The organism is Bifidobacterium catenulatum PV20-2 (genome assembly GCF_000800455.1).
GTDB lineage: Bacteria > Actinomycetota > Actinomycetes > Actinomycetales > Bifidobacteriaceae > Bifidobacterium > Bifidobacterium kashiwanohense_A.
On the sequence record NZ_CP007456.1, the window covers coordinates 760,624 to 782,400 of the forward strand.

The 21,777-nt window shown below is 56.2% G+C and carries 15 protein-coding genes and 2 pseudogenes; 13 read left to right on the plus strand and 4 right to left on the minus strand.

Translation table 11 applies throughout. From position 1 onward, the window contains the following. The first annotated feature begins 53 nt into the window (after positions 1-53). A complete protein-coding gene (locus tag AH68_RS03220) occupies positions 54-443 on the plus strand; it encodes a cold-shock protein (protein WP_003836539.1) in 390 nt (129 codons plus the stop codon). Between the two features lie 3 nt (positions 444-446). Beyond that, positions 447-1,571: a DUF3027 domain-containing protein gene (locus tag AH68_RS03225; RefSeq protein WP_039197613.1), complete on the plus strand. Its 1,125-nt coding sequence runs from the start codon at positions 447-449 to the stop codon at positions 1,569-1,571. Positions 1,572-1,657: 86 nt separating this feature from the next. Here the strand turns inward: AH68_RS03225 and AH68_RS03230 are convergent, their stop codons facing one another. Next, positions 1,658-2,674: a universal stress protein gene (locus AH68_RS03230; protein ID WP_039197614.1), complete on the minus strand. Its 1,017-nt coding sequence runs from the start codon at positions 2,672-2,674 to the stop codon at positions 1,658-1,660. A 140-nt stretch (positions 2,675-2,814) separates the two neighbouring features. On the opposite strand from AH68_RS03230, the gene AH68_RS03235 reads away from it, so the two are divergent. The 5 genes from AH68_RS03235 to AH68_RS03250 all read left to right on the plus strand — a co-directional run bounded on the left by AH68_RS03235 (position 2,815) and on the right by AH68_RS03250 (position 9,480). Further along, positions 2,815-5,421, plus strand: a complete 2,607-nt coding sequence (locus tag AH68_RS03235; RefSeq protein WP_039197617.1) for an ATP-dependent Clp protease ATP-binding subunit — start codon at positions 2,815-2,817, stop codon at positions 5,419-5,421. A gap of 323 nt (positions 5,422-5,744) precedes the next feature. Further along, positions 5,745-5,885 carry a hypothetical protein gene (locus tag AH68_RS10715; protein WP_158332977.1) on the plus strand — a complete coding sequence of 47 codons (141 nt, stop codon included), beginning with the start codon at positions 5,745-5,747 and terminating at the stop codon, positions 5,883-5,885. Positions 5,886-6,234: 349 nt separating this feature from the next. Beyond that, the gene (locus AH68_RS03240; protein ID WP_158332978.1) at positions 6,235-7,098 is read left to right on the plus strand and encodes an AraC family transcriptional regulator; all 864 of its coding nucleotides are present in this window, start codon (positions 6,235-6,237) and stop codon (positions 7,096-7,098) included. A 155-nt stretch (positions 7,099-7,253) separates the two neighbouring features. Further along, on the plus strand, positions 7,254-7,922 hold the full coding sequence (locus AH68_RS10050; protein ID WP_052189131.1) for an SGNH/GDSL hydrolase family protein: 669 nt from the start codon (positions 7,254-7,256) through the stop codon (positions 7,920-7,922). A 103-nt stretch (positions 7,923-8,025) separates the two neighbouring features. Beyond that, entirely contained in the window at positions 8,026-9,480 is a 1,455-nt protein-coding gene (locus tag AH68_RS03250) for a glycoside-pentoside-hexuronide (GPH):cation symporter (protein ID WP_039197621.1), read from the plus strand. Between the two features lie 109 nt (positions 9,481-9,589). Here AH68_RS03250 and AH68_RS03255 read toward each other — a convergent pair. Further along, positions 9,590-10,118: pseudogene (locus AH68_RS03255) on the minus strand (fumarylacetoacetate hydrolase family protein); the annotation flags it as partial. A gap of 4 nt (positions 10,119-10,122) precedes the next feature. Between AH68_RS03255 and AH68_RS03260 the strand changes: the two are divergent. Continuing rightward, positions 10,123-10,506: pseudogene (locus AH68_RS03260) on the plus strand (ATP-dependent Clp protease ATP-binding subunit ClpC); the annotation flags it as partial. Positions 10,507-10,607: 101 nt separating this feature from the next. Here AH68_RS03260 and AH68_RS03265 read toward each other — a convergent pair. After that, on the minus strand, positions 10,608-11,933 hold the full coding sequence (locus tag AH68_RS03265) for an amidohydrolase family protein (protein ID WP_039197625.1): 1,326 nt from the start codon (positions 11,931-11,933) through the stop codon (positions 10,608-10,610). Between the two features lie 353 nt (positions 11,934-12,286). On the opposite strand from AH68_RS03265, the gene AH68_RS03270 reads away from it, so the two are divergent. The 3 genes from AH68_RS03270 to codA all read left to right on the plus strand — a co-directional run bounded on the left by AH68_RS03270 (position 12,287) and on the right by codA (position 16,695). Then, a complete protein-coding gene (locus AH68_RS03270) occupies positions 12,287-13,768 on the plus strand; it encodes a PucR family transcriptional regulator (protein WP_236682441.1) in 1,482 nt (493 codons plus the stop codon). 126 nt (positions 13,769-13,894) lie between these two features. Then, the gene (locus tag AH68_RS03275; protein ID WP_081995860.1) at positions 13,895-15,349 is read left to right on the plus strand and encodes a purine-cytosine permease family protein; all 1,455 of its coding nucleotides are present in this window, start codon (positions 13,895-13,897) and stop codon (positions 15,347-15,349) included. Positions 15,350-15,447: 98 nt separating this feature from the next. Then, positions 15,448-16,695, plus strand: coding sequence for a cytosine deaminase (gene codA / locus AH68_RS03280; RefSeq protein ID WP_039197629.1), 1,248 nt, complete (start codon positions 15,448-15,450; stop codon positions 16,693-16,695). Between the two features lie 219 nt (positions 16,696-16,914). On the opposite strand, the gene AH68_RS03285 is transcribed toward codA, so the two are convergent. Next, positions 16,915-18,351, minus strand: coding sequence for a DUF349 domain-containing protein (locus tag AH68_RS03285; protein WP_039197631.1), 1,437 nt, complete (start codon positions 18,349-18,351; stop codon positions 16,915-16,917). A 116-nt stretch (positions 18,352-18,467) separates the two neighbouring features. Here AH68_RS03285 and hisS point away from each other — a divergent pair, with 116 nt between their 5' ends. Together hisS and aspS are read left to right on the plus strand one after the other, a co-directional pair. Further along, a complete protein-coding gene (hisS, locus tag AH68_RS03290; protein WP_039197633.1) occupies positions 18,468-19,859 on the plus strand; it encodes a histidine--tRNA ligase in 1,392 nt (463 codons plus the stop codon). A 42-nt stretch (positions 19,860-19,901) separates the two neighbouring features. After that, a complete protein-coding gene (gene aspS, locus AH68_RS03295; protein ID WP_039197634.1) occupies positions 19,902-21,701 on the plus strand; it encodes an aspartate--tRNA ligase in 1,800 nt (599 codons plus the stop codon). The last annotated feature ends 76 nt before the right edge of the window (positions 21,702-21,777 follow it).

The window sequence follows — 21,777 nt, forward strand, 5'->3', positions numbered from 1 at the left end:
GGTTTTCTTTCGCTTACCTGAAGGTATGTGGATTACGTAAGAGTGAGGTGACAATGCCTAGCGGACGCGTTCGTTGGTTCGATGCGAACAAAGGCTATGGTTTTATTCAGAACGAGCAGGGTGCCGATGTGTTCCTGCCTGCAGCTGCCCTGCCGGAGGGTGTGAAGACATTGCGTAAGGGCGCGAAGGTCGAGTATTCCGTGGTGGAAGGTCGTCGTGGCCCGCAGGCGATGGGCCTTACGCTCGTCGCGTCCGCCCCGTCTCTGGTCAAGGCGACGCGACCGAAGCCGGATGATATGGCCGCCATCGTGGAGGATCTCATCAAGCTGCTGGATTCCGCTGGAAACCAGTTGCGCCGCCATCATTATCCGTCGCCGGCCGAAAGCAAGAAACTGGCCACGCTGATGCGTGCCGTGGCCGACAACTTCGACGTACAGGAATAATTCATGTCCGATACCACAATGGATCCCAGGGCGATCGCTCAAGCGGTGGCCATCGAAGTCGCCGATGAGGATAGCCAGGTCGGCGATTTCGTCGAAGCCATCGTTTTGGGAGACAATGTCACTGATTTTCGTTTCGAAACTCGCGTGCGCGGGTATGAGGGATGGCAGTGGTCGGTGACGTTGTATCACGATGTCGAGTTGGATCATTGGACGGTCAATGAGTCGTCGTTAGTGCCTACCGACAAGGCGTTGCGTCCACCGGAATGGATTCCTTGGAAGGATCGTCTCGAACCGACCGACTTGGCGGTGACCGATTCGATCGGTACCGATCCCGACGATCCGCGTATGGAGGAGGGGTTCCGTAAGACGGGACCTGCTGAGCAAGGCGAAAACGTTTCTTCCAATGCGGAGTCTGCCGAAACGACGGATGCCGGCGATAATGCCGGGACGGACGCTGATGGGATTGCTGGCGCGCAAGACGAGAGCGCTGCAGCATCGGTGACTTCCGAAGAGGATATCGACGAGGCGGTTGAGGAATTCGACCTGTCCCGCCGACACGTGCTTACGCCTTTGGGACGTTCCCAGACCGCGAAACGTTGGTATGAGGGGCCACGTGGACCGAAGTCGTTGTCTACCAAAACGTCGGATGGCAATCCGTGCTCGACGTGCGGATTCTTCATTCCCTTGAAAGGTGAGCTGAACCTCCTGTTCGGCGTGTGCGCCAACAAGTGGAGTCCTGATGACGGTCGCGTCGTATCCATCGACCATGGCTGTGGCGAGCATTCCGAGATCGAGCCTCCGGAACCGTCGCATCTGTGGGTGCAGTCGAAGCCGGCTTTTGATGACCTTCATATCGACATCATCGCGCAGGCTCCGCGTGACGAGCGCGGCTCCGTCGAACTGATCGAACGGTTGTCAGTGGACGAAGGCGACAATCCGAACGATGAAGAGGAAGCCTCCGAAGCCGATATCGAAGCCAATACCGTGGATGACGACGCGAATCAGGAGGAAGTGCTCGAACATACGGCTCCGCAGGACGAGCCTGAAGTGGAAGCCACCGTTGAACTAGGTGATGACGAGGATTCGGAAGTCGAAGAGGCGTCTGAAAACGATACGGAAGCCGAATAATCCGGTTTTACTGCAGATATGAGAGAAGCCCGCATCCCCAACTTGGGGAAGCGGGCTTCTCTCATATCTGCAAACGTTGCGAATGTTTAGTGCACGACGGTGACGGTGCAATCGGCGAAATTGACGATCTGCTTGGAGACGGAACCGAGGAAATGCGCATCCAATCCAGACAGTCCGCGGGAACCGACCACCAAATGGCGTGCGTAACGGGAAGCTGCGATCAGTCCCTTCGCCGCGGAGATATGGAAGGCGTGCGATTCGATCTGGAAATCGTCGGGAATGCCGGCCGTGGGAATCTCTACCGAATCGAGCAGCTCGTCAAGAATGCGTTCCGCACGCTCCTGGCCTACGGCGATTGGCGCGATGGCGTTCTCATATCCTTCGATGACACCGAGATCTTTCAGCTGCCAGCAGAACATCACCTGCAGGGGAGCGTGATGCAGCGCAGCCAGATCGATGGCGAACCGCAGGGCGTGTCGTGATGTTTCCGATCCGTCGACGCCGACCACAATCGGACGCTGGCTTCTTGGCAGCGGGGAACCCGGCAGGTCGTATGTCACGGTGTTCTCCGAGGGTGTAAGCGCATTGGCGATGGCATCCTGCACGCTGGATTCCTCGTTGTCGAGAATGCGCACCACGGTGACCGGAACTTCCGCAGCTTCGGCGAGCGAAGCTGAAAGAGATCCGAGGAACCAGCGCGCCACGCGGCCAAGGGAACGGCGTCCTACCACAATCTGCTGCGCGTCCCTGCCTATCTCCAGCAATGCGGATGTTCCTGTGGCCTTGACCGATGTGAGTTTGACATGATCCTCATTGATGGTCATGCCTTGCGAAGCCTCGGAAACCCAGTCACGAAGCTTCTGGGCGATATCGTGACGGACTTCGGCCCATTGTTCTTCGTCTTCCGGCTCTGATCCCATATCCCAGGAATGGGACCAGGCGAACACCGCATTGACCTGCTGGCCTGTAAGTGATGCCTCGTTCAGTGCCCAGCGTAATGCGGCGAAGGATTCGTCGGAACCGTCAACGCCGACGACGATGTCATGGAGACGGGTGTCTGCGATCGATTCGGAGCCGGTCGCATTTAGGGTGGTGTCGCTCATCTTGGTGACCTCCTTGGTCGTTGCTATATGTCAAGCATATCCGTTTGGTTGCGTCGAAAGCGCAATTTACGCGCGGATGAAACAAACGTCACCGCGAATCGGTAGAGTGTTGAAGGACTAACAAGAGTGGAAGGACAAGCATGTTCGAACGGTTTACCGACCGTGCGCGGCGCGTGATCGTGCTGGCGCAGGAAGAAGCTCGTACCCTCCAGCACAACTACATCGGTACCGAGCATCTGCTGCTTGGCCTGATTCGCGAGGGTGACGGCGTCGCAGCCAAGGCGCTGGCCTCAAAGGGTGTGACCTTGGATGACACCCGCAAACAGGTCGAAGAGATGATCGGCAAGGGGAATGCCACGCCGAACGGCCACATTCCCTTCACCCCGCATGCCAGGCAGGTGTTGGAGCTGTCGCTGCGTGAGGCGTTGCAGCTGGGGCACAGCTATATCGGCACTGAGCATATCCTGCTCGGTCTGATTCATGAAGGCGAAGGCGTAGGCACTCAAGTGCTGATCAAGATGGATGTCAATCTTGGCGAACTGCGCAGCGCCACCATCGACTTGATCCGTGGCAATTCCGGTGATGGTAAGGGTGATGGCAAGGGCGATTTGGCCAACGCCGGTGGCGTGCAGGATCGTCGCAACCAGACCGGTTCCGCGATTCTTGACCAGTTTGGTCGCAATTTGACTGCTGAAGCTGCCTCCGGCAAGCTTGATCCGGTGATTGGTCGCTCGAGTGAGATCGAGCGTGTGATGGTGGTGCTGAGCCGCCGCACCAAGAACAATCCGGTGCTGATCGGCGAGCCGGGTGTCGGCAAAACCGCCGTGGTCGAAGGCTTGGCGCAGAAGATCAACGCCGGTGACGTTCCGGAGACGTTGAAGGGCAAACAGGTCTATTCGTTGGATCTGGGCTCCATGGTGGCTGGTTCACGCTACCGTGGCGATTTCGAGGAACGCCTGAAGAAGGTGCTCAAGGAGATCAAGACCCGCGGTGACATCGTGCTGTTCATCGATGAGATCCACACCATTGTGGGCGCTGGCTCCGCAGACGGTGCTCTTGGCGCTTCCGACATGCTGAAGCCCATGCTGGCCCGTGGCGAGCTGCAGACCATTGGCGCCACCACCACCGACGAGTACCGCAAGTACATCGAGAAGGATGCGGCTCTCGAACGTCGTTTCCAGCCGATCCAGGTGCATGAGCCGAGCATTGCCGAGACCATTGAGATCCTTAAGGGCTTGCGTTCCCGTTACGAGAACCACCACCATGTGACGATCACCGACGGCGCGTTGCAGGCCGCGGCCGAGCTGTCGAGTCGTTACATTCAGGATCGTCACCTGCCCGACAAGGCCATCGATCTGATCGATGAGGCTGGCGCGCGCCTGCGCATCCGTCGACTGACCGCTCCGCCGGAACTCAAGGAACTCGACACGAAGATCGCCAAGCTTGCCGAAGAGAAGGACCAGTCCATCAAGGATCAGGACTTCGAAAAGGCCGCTGAGCTGCGTGATAAGCAGGAGAAGCTGGAAGCCGAGCGCAAGCAGAAGGAATCCTCATGGCGTGAAGGCGAATCCGACGTGAAGATGGTCGTGGATGAGGATGTCATCGCCGAAGTGATTTCCCAGACCACCGGCATTCCGGTGTTCAAGCTCACCCAGGCCGAGTCCAAGAAGCTCATGACCATGGAAAGCGAGCTGCACAAGCGCATCATCGGCCAGGATGAGGCCGTGTCCGCATTGAGCCGTTCCATCCGCCGCGCACGTGTTGGCTTGAAGGATCCGAAGCGTCCGTCCGGTTCGTTCATCTTCGCCGGCCCTACCGGTGTTGGCAAGACCGAGCTGGCCAAGACGCTCGCCGAATTCCTGTTCGACGACGAGGACGCGCTGATTCGTGTCGACATGTCCGAATTCTCCGAGAAGTATGCGGCTTCGCGCCTGTTTGGTGCTCCTCCGGGATACGTCGGCTACGAAGAGGGCGGCGAACTCACCGAGAAAGTGCGTCGCAAGCCGTTCTCCGTGGTGCTGTTCGATGAGATCGAAAAGGCCCATCCGGATATCTTCAACACGCTGCTGCAGGTGTTGGATGATGGTCACCTGACCGATGGGCAGGGCCGCAAGGTGGACTTCAAGAACACCATCATTATTCTGACCACCAATCTTGGTACTCGTGACATCGCCAAGGCCGCCAACACAGGCTTCAACTTGGGCGCCAACACAGAGTCGAGCTACCAGCGCATGAAGGATCAGGTCTCCGCGGAGCTGAAGCAGCAGTTCCGTCCGGAATTCCTGAACCGTCTGGACGACATCATCGTGTTCAAGCAGCTCACCGAGCCGCAGGTGCGTCAGATCGTCGATCTTGATGTCAAGCAGCTCAATGATCGCTTGTTCGATCGCCACATGTCGCTCGAGCTTACCGACGCTGCCAAGGATCTGCTCGCGCAGAAGGGTTTCGACCCGCTGCTGGGCGCGCGTCCGTTGCGTCGTGTGATTCAGCGCGACGTCGAAGACGCCATTTCGGAGAAGATCCTGATGGGCGAACTTGAGGATGGCCAGCGCGTGAAGGTAGATGCGGAAGGCGAAGGCATTCTGGGCGAGTTCACCTTCACCGGTGAGGCGTTTGACGCTGGTGAGGGTGCTGAGGCTGATGCTGGTTCGGCTGGCGCTGAGCCTGGTGACTCCACTGAGTCCGCTGGTTCCGCGGCGCCGGAGACTCCGGCTGCCCCGGACGCGCCGGGCTCCCTGAGCGAGTGAGCTTAGGCGTCTGAGCGTTGCTTAACGGATGAAGGGTCGAACTGAGGTTCGGCCCTTTTTCGTTGGCGGCTGGTGACGTGGCGTGTGGTTGTGAGCATGTTGACGGAACGCCCTTTGAGAACGTCGCTTGGCAGGCGATGCGGCGCGTAATACCGTAGGGGTAGGAAACATGAGAATGGTAAACCATAACGGTAGTACGGTGAAACGAACGGGCAGTGGAATATACGGACGAACGGTAGGTGAGTGATGACGGCATACATGGATCATAAGGGTCTGACGAACGAGACGGTTGCGGTGCACGAGCCCGCGAAATCGCGGACAACGTGCTCGACCGCATCGCGGATGCGGAAGCGGCGGCCGGGCGCGAGGTGGCGTCGGTGCGGATGGTGATGGTTCGGCTGACGCTGTTGATTCGGCGCAAGCCGCCTCACTATAAGAGCGAAACAAAAATCAGGCCATATTAATCCGCCCATTCCTGTCCGAAAACGGTATGAGCGGTCCATGCATCAACGCCCGCAGTACCCACACCTACATTCGACGCGACAACCATGGCCCCTCCACGCTGTCGCTCCTATTCCATCCATCCTCGAGGACGCTCCTCCCTGTCGCACCCAAAAACGTCACATTAGAACGTCACGTCAGACTCAGGCCGCACACTTACGGGAGTTCCGGATCGTTAACGGAACGCGCTACTATGACCCCCGGTGAGCCATGCAGGCGATCAACGGCCTAACCATCCCTATGTGCCGAGTTCGTTGCATCTACACGCACTTCGACCCACCAAACCCTCGCAGCCGAAACCGGGAGACAGAAATGCACCTCACTGAAGCAAACATGATCTCGTGCCGCTCGGAGTACTTCCTCTACTCCGCCACACCGAAGATGCGCAACTGCATGTACTATCCCCATCGCATTGGGCTTGGTGCTTTTACGCCCGGGTACAGATTGAGCCGGGCCCCGATGAACAACTTCCTCATCGCCTACATCAGCGAAGGATCATTCCACATCCGTTTCGCGGACGTCGCTGCCGTTGCACATGAAGGCCAATTCCTTATCGTCGATTGCTATGAACCACATCATTTCTCCGTTGATGAACCCTGCCGAGATATCTGGCTCCACTATGACGGGCCTGCGGCGAGAAACATGTACGAATACATCGTGGGACGCTCCGGTAACGTCATCGACGGTGGAAGAAGCGGACACGGTCTCCACGAGATGCATGCCATTTTCGACATGCTCAAAGCGGGAAGAGCGGCAGGGGAGGCCGAACTATCCCATCACATCGACGGCGTGTTGGCTTCGCTTGCGTCCGCAGGCAAGTCGGGCGGCCCGCACGGAGACGCCCTGAACGTCATCGACCGGGCGCTGCCGTATATCACGGCGCACCTAAATGACGACCTCTCACTGGATTCACTCGCGACAGTGTTCTGTATCGACAAATACTATTTCTCCAAACGCTTCAAGGAACGCACCGGGACCACGCCACATCAGTACATACTCAATGCAAGGCTCGAGCGAAGCAAGTTCCTGCTGCACACCACGGCGCTGCCGGTGGGCGCCATCAGCGCCGACTGCGGCTTCCACAGCCAAAGCATGTTCTGCGCCGCCTTCAAACGCGCGAATGGCAAATCCCCATCGCAATATCGTGCAGAACTGTCCCAGCCGTTCCAATCCTGAAAATCCAGCAAAGCCAAGATTTCATAAATTTTGAAACCGGGATGCCACGAAAACAACAAGCGCGAGAGCATACCATATTGTCAGCGGCCACCGTGGACCGCGAGATAGAAGCCCGACGGCGACGTCGGCGGAACCGGAACAGGGAGAACGATCTCATGACCTCCACACACGAAACCAGAATCAACGACATTCACATGCCTTCCTCCATGGCACACGTCGTATGTCTCGGAGACAGCATTACCCACGGGGACACCGGACTGGGGTACCACGTGTCGCACCCATGGCCGGAAACGGTTGGCACCCTGCTGAACATTGACGTTCAAGGGTTTGGCCATGATGGCGCAAGCACCGTGGACTACCGCACATACCCGGAATGGGAAATGGCGAAGCTGCACCTTCCCGACGCGGATTTGATCGTGGTGGGGCTTGGCACCAACGACGTCGACTTGGAGAATGCACGCACGGAGGAAACGGTGAAACCCGTAGTCTCCCGTTTCGAGGACCTCATGGACGAAGCACTCGGCCTATCCGAGCAGCATCCGGCAGTAGCAGTGCTTTCCGTGCTGCAATTCGCAGTTGAGGAACCAATTTTCCGCGAACGCTTCACGTTGGAAGACATTGTGGAAATCAATCACGGCATCGATCTGCTCAATGAAGCATACCGCCGCATGTGCCGGGTGAACGGCTGGCATTTCATCGATTACGCTCGCAACATCAATCAGAGGCGCGAACTTTTTGGCAATTCCATCCACCCCAACCAGCAGGGCTACAACCGCATGGCCGCATTGCTGGCCCCCCGCTTCGCCGCACTGCTTGGCGCATAACGCCAATCCTACTCCACCCCACCTGATTCTCAGCGCCTGCAATCTGCAACGTCGCACCGCGAGCGCACCGGTTGAACACTCCTCACCTTACGAAGGGATACCTATGTCTCATTCAGCATCCTCAACGGACATGAAGCCAAAGCAAACACTTAGACAGCGGATGGCCTACACCTTCAGTGGTTTTGGCCAAGCCGCCTTCTACAACATGATGAGCACCTATTTCGTGGTATACGTCACTTCCGCCCTTTTCGCCGGAGTGGACAAAAACATCGCGGCCAAGCTCGTTGGCATTATCACCGGAGCCATCGTGATCATCCGCATCGGAGAGATCTTCGTCGACCCACTGCTCGGCAACCTTATCGATAACACCAACACCCGAATCGGCAGGTTTCGCCCTTGGCAATTTATCGGAGGCCTCGTCAGCGCGATCCTTCTGTTCATGGTGTTCACCGGATTGTTCGGTTTCGTCAACGTGAATCAGACATGGTTCATCGTTCTGTTCATTGCGGTGTTCATCATCCTTGACGTGTTCTATTCCCTGCGTGACATCTCGTTCTGGGGCATGATTCCTGCGCTGTCCGAAGATTCGCAGGAGAGGGCACTGTACACTTCCCTCGGCTCGTTCGGAGCCTCCCTCGGCTTTAACGGGCTGACGGTCATCGTGGTGCCCGTGGTCACCTATTTCAGCATGCTGTTCACCGGCAGAAACGAACAGAACCAGAGCGGCTGGACCGCCCTTGCGCTCATTGTCGCCATGCTCGCCATCATTTCGGCCATGTCCGGCGCGTTTGGCACCCGGGAACGCCAGAGTGCGCTGCGCACCAAGGCTCAAAATAACGGCAGCCCTCTTCAGGCCTTCGCGGCGCTGGCGAAGAACGATCAATTGCTGTGGGTCGCCCTGTCCTACTTGTTCTATGCCGTGGCAAACGTCGCGACGGCAGGCGTGTTGTTCTACCTGTTCAAATTCGTACTCGACAAGCCAGCGGCATTCTCCATTGCAGGAATCATCCCCGTCATCACTGGTCTGTTGATCACCCCGCTGTACCCTGTGATCAACAAATTCATTCCGCGCCGTTATCTGTTCATCACCGGCATGGGCCTAATGATCGCGGCGTATCTGGTGTTTATCCTCGCCTCCACGAATCTGACCGCCGTCATCATCGCACTCGTACTATTCTATCTGCCGTCAACTCTGATACAGACCACGGCCATCCTCACCATGACTGACACTGTGGAATATGGTCAGTTGAAAACCGGCAAGCGCAACGAGGCAGTCATCCTCTCCGTCAGGCCCATGCTTGACAAAATCGCGGGTGCCTTCTCCAACGGCATCGTCGGATTAGTCGCGGTGTCCGCCGGTATGATCAACACCGCCACCGCGGCCGACATGACCGCGCACGATATTCAGACTTTCAAGACGTTCGCCTTCTACACACCTCTCGCGTTCATCGTCATCAGTCTGCTCGTGTTCCTATTCACCGTGAAGATTGACGAAAAGGAACATGCGCGAATCGTCAACCTCCTCGAGTGCAAGCTCGGAAGCAAGGACAACGCTTGACGATGTCATGGGCGTTCCACGCCTACAAGCCGCGCCCCGATCACCGATCCGGGAAACCTGGATTCGATTAATCGCGGGCGCGGCTTTTTCGTACGCGTAAAATCGCGCACGGCAGCAGCGTGGCGAACGACGAAATCGCTGCGACCTGTTCCGGAATGCCGTGGATTAGGTTCGCGGTGGTGCCGGATGCCATTGGCACGTCCTTGCCGTTCAGCGTGAACGAAATCTTGGCGTCGCGCGTCATGATCCATGGGCTGAGCGGGCAGAAGGTGTCGAAGCTCTTGGCGCGTGTACACATGGGGTCGAGGCCTTGCAGGTCGCGCAGTGTCACATCGTTGACGCAGGTGAAACCGAGTACGTAATCCATGGCGTTTTCGACGGTGACGTTCTTCGTTATGCTGCTGATGACCACGGCCACTTCCGGCTCGAAGTTCATGTCGTTGGAGTCCCGCGGGGTAGATGATCGGGTCGTCGGAGCCGATGACGGAGGTGGACGGCTTGGAGAAGATCACCATGTCTTCTGGCGCGTACTTGATGTCGGAGTGACCGGCGTCGTGCATGAACCGGGCGTGGGCTTCGTAGTTTTTCGCGAGGCCGTACACTTTGGACGGGATGACCGAGGGCAGCAGGCGGATGCCTTAGATCGTCGATCTTGATGTCAAGCAGCTCAATGATCGCTTGTTCGATCGCCACATGTCGCTCGAGCTTACCGACGCTGCCAAGGATCTGCTCGCGCAGAAGGGCTTCGACCCTCTGCTGGGCGCGCGTCCGCTGCGTCGCGTGATTCAGCGCGACGTCAAAGACGCCATTTCTGAGAAGATCCTGATGGGTGAACTTGAGGATGGCCAGCGCGTGAAGGTCGATGCGGAAGGCGAAGGCATTCTGGGCGAGTTCACCTTCACCGGTGAGGCGTTTGAAGAGCCGAACACGGAGCCAGCTGATACCGATACTGCTGAAACTGAAACTGCACCGGCTGAAGCTGAGGCACCTGCCGAATCGACGGAATCCGCAGAATCTGCTAAATAAGCAATCGGTGCGCAGGCAACGCAACACACGGAAGGCCTTGAAATCATACGTAATGATTTCAAGGCCCTTTCTATACCAAAAGTAGTTCGAAACTTGACGAATTACAGCGTCAGTAGATCGAGATCGGTAGTGATCGACGTGTTGCGGGTGAACAGCGTACGACCTTCGCGCACCGAACGAAGTACGTCGCAACGCTCGTATACGGCGTCGAACACGCTGGAAGCGTCAAGCACAATGAAATTCGCGGGCTTACCTGCTTCAAGACCATACGAATCGCGCATGCCGAGCGTGGTCGCACCATTGACCGTCAGGAACTTCAACGCATCATCGATTTCTTCGAAACTCATCATCTGCGCCAAATGCAGCACATAATCGAGAATCAGCATCATATTGCCGTTACCGACCGGATACCACGGATCCTGCATGGAATCCTGACCAAGTGACACGTTCACTCCGGCCTCGGTGAGTTCCTTGACTCGTGTGATGCCGCGACGCTTCGGGAATGTGTCTTGACGTCCCTGCAGATACAGGTTCTCCGTAGGCGCGCAGGCGAAATTGATATGCGCGGCCTTCAACAGCTTGGTCAGATGGAAGAAATAGGCATTGTCGGCCGATCCCAAGGAACAAGTGTGGCTTGCCGTGGTCTTCGAACCAATACCAGCGCGATAGGCGAGTGCAGACAGCAATTCAAGATAACGTGAGTTTGGATCGTCGGTTTCGTCGCAATGTACGTCGATGAGTTTGTTGTACTTCGACGCCAGTTCAACCACGGTGTGCATGGAACGTTCGCCGAACTCACGGCACTGCTCGAAATGTGGAATGCCACCGACACAATCAGCGCCCATTTTCAAGCCTTCCTCAACCAAATCCGCTCCGGATTCACCATGAGGACCCTCATACGAGTACATGCCTTCCTGTGGGAAGGAGACGATTTGTAACGTGACGGTATCCTTAAGTTCCTCCTTCAATTCAAGCAAGGCCTTCAAGGAAGTGAGGTTTGGATCTGTGACATCGGCGTGGGAACGGATGAATTGCACGCCGTGACGCATTTCCTTTGCTATGCCGATTCTCGCCCGTTCCTTGACCTCGTCAACGGTAAGATCGGATTTGGTCTCGCTCCAGCGCTGAATGCCTTCGAACAGAGTGCCGGATTCGTTCACCGCGCCGGGCTTGCGTGCGGTAAATACGTAATCAAGATGCAGATGGGTGTCACAGAACGGCGGACATGCCAGTTTGCCTTCCAGATCGATGGTTTCGATGGATGATATATCCATACCCTGTGTGGCGAGTTTGGATACAAGCCTTTGTCCGATTTTCTTGAATCGTCCATCTTCAACAAGAATATCCTGCAATGGCGTGGTTTCGGCAGCAGTGCTTCCCGGCATGCCGGTGGCGATATGCACATTGGTGAATAGTGTGGTGGTCATGATGTTCCTTTGTTGTATTTTGCGATACGTATAAGCATAAAATAGTGCGAGGCAAGTGGGGATAGTCCACAATGGGGTTCGTAGATTGTCGTATCGCGTTTTATCCATCGTGGCAATGTCGTTGCTGGGGAAATGTTTTCATGATGAGCCTTTCCGACGCTGTTACGTTGTTGTCATATCAATTGCATTTGATGCTGTTAGTATCGGCATTCGCCGTTGCCCTTACGTAAAAGGGATATGATGTCAACGTCACTGAGATTGGACAAAATGTCATGTTGATAACAGTGTGGGATGTATTTTGTGCACCTATCTTCCAGCAATGTAATCCGCAGATCGCCGCTGGTGCGGCAGGGATGAGAAATGCCGTTAGATGGGCCTATACGCAGGAACGTTATGATGTGACTGAGTTTCTTGTCGGTGGGGAGATACTGATTATCGAAGGCAGCGCACTTGCTGAACACGCTGATGACGAAGGGTTAATCGCCTATGTGGATGCCCTGCACAGGGCTAAGGTAAGCGCTTTGGCGATGGAATTGGTGGATTTCTTCAACGAGGTTCCTCGAGCGTTGGCGCAACGAGCCGATGAACTTGGTTTGCCGGTGATTGGTTTGCGCAGACGCATGCCGTTTGTTGCCCTATGCCAAGAAATCAACACTGCTATTACCCGTGAACAGCTTACAGCTCATTTGCAGGTTGACAATTTATCTACATCCTTGGCCTCGCGTTTTTCATTGGCGAACACCGTTTCGGATGTTGCCCGGGCGCTCGCTGATACGTTGGGCGAGCATGTGACGATTATTGCGGCGGATGGCTCGTTAGCTGCTTCCGAAGGACTCGATGGCGTAACTGAGCGGAGTAAAGATATAGCTTTTCGTGTTCCTTCGGCTGACGGCATGCCTGTTGCCACTGTGATCGTTACACAGTATATGACGATTATGGAACCGCAGGCGCGTTCCTGCATAACTTCATTACTGACTCAGACGTTGCCGGCATTTGTCACTTCCGATATTGGTGAGAAACTTCAGGTGCGCCTGCTGTGTGGCATGACCTCTTCCGACATGGGTCCTTCGGCTGAGGAGATTCTGCAGACGCAGGATATGATTCGCGCCTTAGGGCTTCTTACGGATATGCGGGCGTTGCCATTCGCCGTTCGTGTGGAACATTGGGACCATGGTGCACAGGTGCTGTCGAAATGCATCGCGCGTGTGAAAAGCATGATGATTCCCAGACGTATGCGTCTTATCCTCGCGCTTGATGGTGAACTGCTCGTCGGCGCTATTCTCAGCGATGATGCTTCTTGGTTTGCGTCCATGTCTGAGTTCGGCCATGATGTGCTGCGGACTTTTGCTGAGACGGGCGGTGACGCGGTCCAGATTGTCGAAGGCCTGACCGCGTCGGATGCGGTCAATCTGCTCACGGCGTTGTCTGCGGTGCGCTTCGCGGCAGAATCGCTTGGCCATACGCGCAGCCATGCATATGCTCGCAAGAAGTCAAGTTCGCATGGCCAAGGCGCAGTTGTCCCCGTGAGCGCCAGCGCATATCGGCGTTTGTTGTCTGTAGCGACGGCGCAGGATGCCGTGCACACATTCGTCAGTCAAGTCGCCGGTTCCCTCATTGACGCGGACGATATGCTGATTGACACATTGTGCGTATTAATGGATTGCATGGGCAGCAAAACCATGGCCTGCGAATGGCTCGGCATACAACGGCAAACGTTGTATAACCGTCTGGAACGTGTAGAGCGGCTTACCGGCATTTCGCAGCATGACACCGTTTCCTGGAGTGCCATGTTGGTCGGAGTCAAACTCATTCATGAATTACGGGCCTTGGACTGACATGCACTTGTCGATTTGTCCATTCCCGTGCGCAAGTCGGTTAACATGACGGTCACCAGAGCGCAAATCCCATCATGCATAGTCATCGCCATGGTCGATGTTTCGATGAAAAGAAAGGTGACCGTAATGACAGTACAAACGATTACGCTGACAACGATTAATGGCCACAAGAGCAATGCAAACAATCGAGATGACAATGTCGAGGATGAGTTGCAAGTCATTCCAGAGAAAAGCAAGACTACGAGCCTATGGGGACAGTTCTGGGTTTGGTTCGGTGCCAATGTGGCTCCTATCAATTGGCTGCTTGGCGCTTTGGGCGTGCAGATGGGACTAGGACTGTGGGAGACCTTCGGCGTGATTGTCTTTGGCAATGTGATTGGCATGTCCGTATTCGGTGTGATGGTACTGCTTGGTCAGCGCACGGGATTGACCGGCATGCTGCTCGGTCGTCGTGTGTTCGGGCGCGTAGGCAACTACCTACCCAGTATTATTCAGTCGATTGTGGTGATCGGCTGGTGTGCGGTGAACACCTGGGTGGTACTTGATTTGGTCACCGCCCTGTTGATGAAAATTGGTCTGGTTTCCTCGATTGAAGGGCATTTCGCGCTGAAGGCAGCCATTGGCGGTGTGGTGATGATCATTCAGGTCATTATTTCACTGTTCGGCTATAAGGCCATCTCTACATTTGAAAAGTGGACTGTTCCGCCGACTGTGGCCATTCTGCTGATGATGACCATCGCCGCATGGGGATTCATGGGTATCGATTGGAATTTTGCAGGCTCGCTACCAGCTGGAGGAACCGACCATTTTGCGGCAATCTCCTCAATTATGACCGCCATCGGCATCGGCTGGGGCTTCACTTGGCTCACCTACGCTTGTGATTACTCACGTTTCGTGTCCAAAAGCGTGCCGAAGAAGAAGCTGTTTGGTGCCTCCGCCATTGGCCAGTTCATTCCCGTGTGCTGGCTTGGTCTGCTCGGCGCGACTCTTGCTACCAAGTCTGGTAGCATCGATCCCGGCCAGCTGATTGTCGACAACTTTGGTGCTCTTGCCATTCCGGTGCTGCTGCTAGTGCTGCACGGTCCGATTGCCACGAACATCCTCAACCTCTACAGCTGCACACAATCAGTGCTCGCCCTTGATGTGAAGGTTAATCGTCGTGCTCTCAACATCGTGATCGGCGTGTTCGCATGGTTCGGTGTACTGCTGTTCCTGAGCATGTCCGATATTGGTAACACACTGGATGGCTGGCTGTCGTCTGTGGCCGGCTGGACCGCAGTGTGGGGCGGTATCATGATGGTACATTTCTTCGTCATTGAGCGTAAGCGCGACGACTTCTCTTCGGTACTGAACCAGAAGGGGCATGAGGGCATGACGTTGGTACGTTGGCAGGCGCTGATCGCGTTCTTCGCCGGCTTGGCCATGTGCTGGGCCATGAGCTATGGCAGCCTGTTCCAGGGGCCTATCGCCGTTGCCATGGGCAACATTGATTTGAGCTGGCTTGGAGGTATGGTCACTTCGGCCCTTGTCTACTACGTTTTGGCCAAAATGACCTGTGTGGATCGCGAACTCGCGGAATAGGACAAGCCTGAGGTTTCTCTCAGGATTTGGTGCCGGTAAAATCTACAGGGGTTTACCGGCACTGCTCATTGCTCCCCTATAGCAGAAGGTGATTTCCATTGATTATCCGCAATGTACATATAGATAATGCTGACTCTGCCAGTGATATACGCGTCGAAGACCAGCGATTCACCGCCATTGAGTCTTCCGAATCGCATTGCATAAAGGAACGGTCAGGGGAGGAAGTCATTGATGGGCATGGTGGCTTAATGATTCCTCCCTTTGTCGACCCTCATATTCATCTTGATGCTGCTTTGACTGCCGGACAACCGGAATGGAATGAAACAGGAACTCTGTTCGATGGAATTCGCATTTGGTCGGACCGCAAGAAAACGCTCAGTGTTGATGATGTCAAGGACCGTGCTTTGCGCACCCTGAAACTGATGGCTGGGCACGGTATCCAATACGTGCGCACCCATGTCGATGTGACGGATCCCGATTTGACCGCTTTACATGCCATGCTTGAATTGCGCGAACAGGTGAGCGATTTCATGGATGTGCAAATCGTGGCTTTCCCCCAAGAGGGCATTCTCTCTTTCCCGAATGGCAAACGTTTGATGGAACGTGCTGTTGATGAAGGTGTGGATGTGGTGGGCGGAATTCCGCATTTTGAATTTAACCGTGACTACGGCGTCGAATCGTTACGTTTTCTTTCGGATCTCGCCATGAAGCATGATCGGCTGGTTGACGTGCATTGCGATGAAATTGACGATCCTTCATCCCGCAATCTGGAGGTTCTTGCTACATTGGCTTATGAATCCGGCATGGGTAGACGTTTCACCGCGAGCCATACCACTGCCATGGGGTCCTATAACGATGCGTATACGTACAAGTTGTTCCGTCTGTTGCGGATGTCTGGCATGAATTTTGTGAGTAATCCGCTGGTGAACATGCATCTGGGAGGACGGTTCGATACCTATCCCAAGCGTCGTGGGCTTACTCGAATCAAGGAACTTACCGAAGCCGGGATAAATGTGGCATTCGGCGAGGACGATATTCGCGATCCCTGGAGCCCGTTGGGCGCCGGCAATATGCTTGACGTGGTGCATATGGGGGCGTATGCGGCGCAGCTCATGGGTTATACGCAAATTCAGGAGTCGTATCGTTATGTAACCTACAATGGCGCCAAAGCATTGTGCGTCGATAATGATTACGGTATCCAAGTGGGAAAGAAGGCGAGCTGCATCATCCTCAATGCGCCTGATTTCTATCAGGCGTTGAACAATCATGTGGAGGTGATGGCCAGCATTCGACGGGGAAAAGTTGTTGCTTTGACTCAGCCGGCCGTTACGACATTGATGGTCTGAATATCAGTGCGCCTACTTCTGCGTTGTTCTCATGTTTTATCGTGGCCTCCAATCTAGATGAGGCATGGATTCAGGAATCAGAGTTCCTTCAATGAGCATGAGACTGACTGGATGATAATGATGTAAGAAACGGATGCGGGGTCGTGTGCAGGATTGCACACGACCCCGCATCCATATGTCGCTATCGACTGAAGATTGGCGGCATCGCGGCGGCGGCCATTACTTGATGGCGTTCAGCCACTGCTCCTTGGTGGCCTTCTCGGACTCAAGCTTGGCCTTTTTCTTCGGATCGGATTCGGCTGCGATCTTCGCGTCAAGCTCGGCGAGCTGTGCGTTGAGCTGCTCCTCGAAGGAGGACTTGCGGGCGTCGGCTTCCGGATCAGACTGCTTCCACGCGGCATCCTCGACAGCCTTGATTTGCTTGTCGACGGCGTCGAGGCGACCCTCGATGCGGCGTACTTCGTCGCGTGGCACATAGCCGATCTGATCCCACTCCTCCTGAATGGCGGCGAGAGCCTGACGAGCCTGCTTGGCGCTTTCCTCATCCTTGACGGGAACAAGCGCCTCGGCCTTGACCAGCAGAGCTTCCTTCTTGGCGAGATTCTCTTTCTCAGAGGAGCTGATCTGATCACGATCTGCCTGACGCGCGTTGAAGAATGCGTCTGCGGCGGCGCGGAAACGCTCCCACATGGCGTCATCATCACGACGACCGGCACGACCGGCCTTCTTCCAACGATCCATCAGCTCGGTGAACTTGCGGGAAGTCTCAACCCAAGCGGTGGAATCCTGAAGCGCCTCGGCCTCCGCGATGATGGCTTCCTTGGCTGCCTTGGCGGAATTGCGTTCTTCGTCACGGCTCTGCACCCACTTGCGGCGAGCGAAATTAAACTTGGTGCGGGCCGCGGAGAAGCGGGACCACAGGGCATCTGCGTCTTCCTTGTCGATGCGGATGTTGTTGCGCTGGTGTTCCTGCCACTGCTGGAAGAGTGAACGGAACTTGTCGGCAGTGGAACGCCAGTTGGTGTTTTCGTCAAGGGAATCAGCCAATGCCTCGGCCTTCTCCACAATGGCGGTACGCTCCTTAAGAGCCTTGGCGATGGCGGCCTTGCGTGCCTCGGTCAACGCGGTTTTCTTGGCCGCGCCTTCCTCCTTCAGCGCCTCGAACTGGGCCTTGAGAGCGGCCAGATCGCCCACCACTGCCGGCTGTTCGGTTTCCGTGGACAACGCCTTGATGGTTTCGTCGATTTCGCGGGACTTCACATTATTGGACTTGAGCTTGTTGGCGAACAGGTCCAGCTTGGCCTTCAGATCAAGGTAACGGCGGGCATACAAGGCCAGCGCCTCTTCCTTGGAGGCGTCAGAAAACTGGCCGACCTCACGTTCTCCTTCACCGTCCTTGACGAACACGGTGCCATCATCAGCGACACGGCCGAACGCTTCGGCGGCCTTCACATCAGTATCGGAGAATCCGGTGGACGCTGCAGCCGGGGCGGTGTGCTGCGGAGCCTTCTTGGCGAAGGCCGCAGGGCTCGGAGCGTGCGGCTTCATTGAAGCAGGGCTCGGAACGGCCGGTTTGCTGGCCTTGACTGCGGGCGTCGTCGCCTGCTCGGTGGTTTCATTAATGTTCTCGGACGCGGTGACATTCTCGTCGGCCATGGCCAGCTCCTTTAAGTAAGCTTCATGTAGTGCAGGGGATGCGGATCATACGAACGTGCTTCCAAAGCCTGAAAAACGCGATGCATTTTCCGCAACCTCATTTATTATAGGGAATCGTGGCAAAAGGCGCATCTATTTCAGGATTTCCAGAGTGGCTCCCCTCTGAACGTGTTGTGGAGCAGCGTGTTATCGACACGCTCCGTGAAGTTTTCGAGCTCAATGGCTTCATAGGCATTGAAACTCGTGCGGTTGAGCAGGGTTCGAGCCTGCTCAAAAAAGGCGAAACCAGCAAGGAGATTTACTTGCTGAGCCGTCTTCAGGAGGTCGGTCATGAGTCCGACACTCCGATTGAAGATCGTCTTGGTCTGCATTTTGATTTGACTGTTCCGCTGAGCCGTTATGTCGTTGAGCATTCGGGTGATTTGGCGTTTCCGTTTAAGCGTTGGCAGATTCAGAAGGTCTGGCGTGGCGAACGTCCTCAGGAAGGTCGTTTCCGCGAGTTCGTGCAGGCCGATATCGATGTGATCGGCAATGGTGATCTACCGGACCATTATGAGGTTGAGTTGCCGCTGGTCATGGTATCGGCTTTGGAACGTCTGCGCGAGTTCGGTCTGCCGAAGGCCACCGTGCATGCGAACAACCGCAAGCTCTCCGAAGGTTTCTACCGTGGTTTGGGTCTGAACGACATCGAAGGCGTGCTTCGTGAGATCGACAAGCTCGACAAAATCGGTGCCGACGAAGTGGCCAAGCTGCTGGTGGAAGGTTGCGGAGCCGACGAGAATCAGGCTCGTGCGTGCCTTGAACTCGCGGAGCTTACCGCCGCCGATGGTGCGGAGCTGTCCAGCAAGTTTGACGCGTTGTGTGAGAAGCACGGCATCGCCAATGATTCCGAGGCGTATGCGCTCGCACGTCAGGGTCTTGACACGTTGGCGATGATTGTTGACGAGGCCGCTCGTATTCGCCCGGGCTCCGTGATTGCGGATCTGAAGATCGCCCGCGGCTTGGATTATTACACCGGTTCCGTGTATGAGACGTTCCTTGACGGTGCAGCCTCGCTCGGATCTATCTGCTCCGGAGGTCGTTACGACAACCTCGCATCGCAAGGCAGCAAGAAGTACCCGGGTGTGGGCCTGTCCATCGGCCTGTCCCGCTTGGTTTCGTACATGTTGCACACCGCCGGTGCTCACGCGAATCGTGTGTCCCCGGCTTCTGTGCTCGTGGCCGTGTGGAACGAGGAGGACCGTTCCGCGTCCAACCTGATCGCCAACCAGCTGCGCGCCCGTGGCATCGCCGCTGACGTGGCTCCGACCGCGGCCAAGCTCGGCAAGCAGATCAAGTATGCCGACAAGCTCGGCATTCCGTACGTGTGGTTCCCCGCAGACGAGTCCACGCAAGACGCTTCGGACGAAGTCAAGAACATTATCACAGGCGACCAGCAGCCGGCCGACGCACAGTCTTGGGAGCCGGATACTGTGTATGCCCAGCAAACCGTTACCGTAGAAGCCTGAAATCGCAAGACTTCAATCAAGAGAATAAGGAATAGGGGAAGCATGAGCCAGACGGCTTATAGAACACATCATGCAACCGAAGTGACCGAGGAACTCGTCGGTCAGAAGGTGACGCTCTCCGGTTGGGTTGATCGTCGTCGCGACCACGGCGGCGTGGCCTTCATCGATCTTCGCGACAACACCGGTTTGGTGCAGGTTGTCATTTATGACGAGGACATGGCCCGTCCGCTGCGTTCCGAGTTTGTGATTCAGGTTGTAGGCGAGGTTCGCCTGCGTCCGGACGGCAATGAGAACGATCATCTGGCCACCGGCAAGATCGAGGTCGTTGCCGAAAGCATCGAGGTGCTTGCCAAGTCCGATGCGCTGCCGTTCCAGGTGTCCACCGCTTTGGAAAACGAGTCCGAGAACAAGCTGCCGGGTGAGGAAGTTCGTCTCAAGTACCGTTATCTCGATCTGCGTCGTCCGTCCATGCAGCGCAATCTGAAGCTGCGTTCCCAGATGTCGAAGGCCGCACGCCACGCTCTGGAGGAGATGGGCTTCGAAGAGATCGAAACTCCGACCATGATCAAGTCCACGCCGGAGGGTGCCCGCGATTTCGTGGTGCCGGCCCGTTTGGTGCCGGGTTCCTGGTATGCTCTGCCGCAGTCCCCGCAGTTGCTCAAGCAGCTGCTCATGGTTTCTGGCGTGGAACGCTACTACCAGCTGGCACGTTGCTACCGTGATGAGGACTTCCGTGCCGACCGCCAGCCGGAGTTCACCCAGCTTGATATGGAAATGGCATTCGTGGATCAGGAAGATGTGATGGCCATGGCCGAAAAGGTCATCGCCGCCATCTGGAAGTCCGCAGGTTATGAAATCCAGCTGCCGATTCAGCGCATCACTTGGCAGGAAGCCATGGATAAGTACGGTTCCGACAAGCCGGATCTGCGTTTCGGCAATCCGCTGATCGAGCTGACTGACTACTTCAAGAACACTCCGTTCCGCGTGTTCCAGGCTCCGTACGTTGGTGCGGTGCTCTTCAAGGGTGGTGCAGCCACGCCTCGCCGCCAGTTCGACGCTTGGCAGGATTGGGCCAAGCAGCGCGGCGCCAAGGGCCTCGCCTACGTGGTGTTCGCTGAGAACGGCGAGCTCAAGGGACCTGTTGCTAAGAACCTGTCTGAAGAGGAGCGCGCTGGCCTGAAGGAAGCCGTTGGCGCAGAAGACGGCGATGCCGTGTTCTTCGCTGCAGGCCGTCGCACCTCCGCTCAGGAGCTGCTGGGTGCCGTGCGTGTGGAACTCGCCGATCGTGCCGGTCTGCTTAAGCCCGACGATTTCGCTTTCACTTGGGTTGTGGACTTCCCGCTGTTCAAGCCCACCGACGATCCGGATGATGACGATGTGGCAGTCGGCCACTCCAAGTGGACTTCCATGCACCACCCGTTCACCATGCCGTCCAAGGATTGGATCGACACCTTCGACAAGGATCCGGAACACGCCATGTCTGATTCCTACGACATCGTGTGCAACGGTAACGAAATGGGCGGCGGTTCCGTGCGTATCCACCGTGATGACATTCAGGATCGTGTGCTTGATGTGCTCGGCATCACCCCTGAAGAGGCTGCTGACAAGTTCGGCTTCCTGCTTGAAGCCTTCAAGTACGGCGCTCCGCCGCACGCTGGCATCGCTCTCGGTTGGGATCGTACCGCCGCTATCCTGGCTGGCGCCGACTCCATCCGCGACGTCATCGCCTTCCCGAAGGCTGGCGGCGGTCGTGATCCGCTGACCGGCGCCCCGGCTCCGATTTCCGACGAACAGCGTGCGGAAACCGGCGTTGATTATGATCCGGAAGAAGACGAAGACTGATAGTGTTTTCGCTTTGAGATAACAGGCTGTCTTTGCATGATAGACCGTGCAAAGACAGCCTGTTTTTATTGTTTAC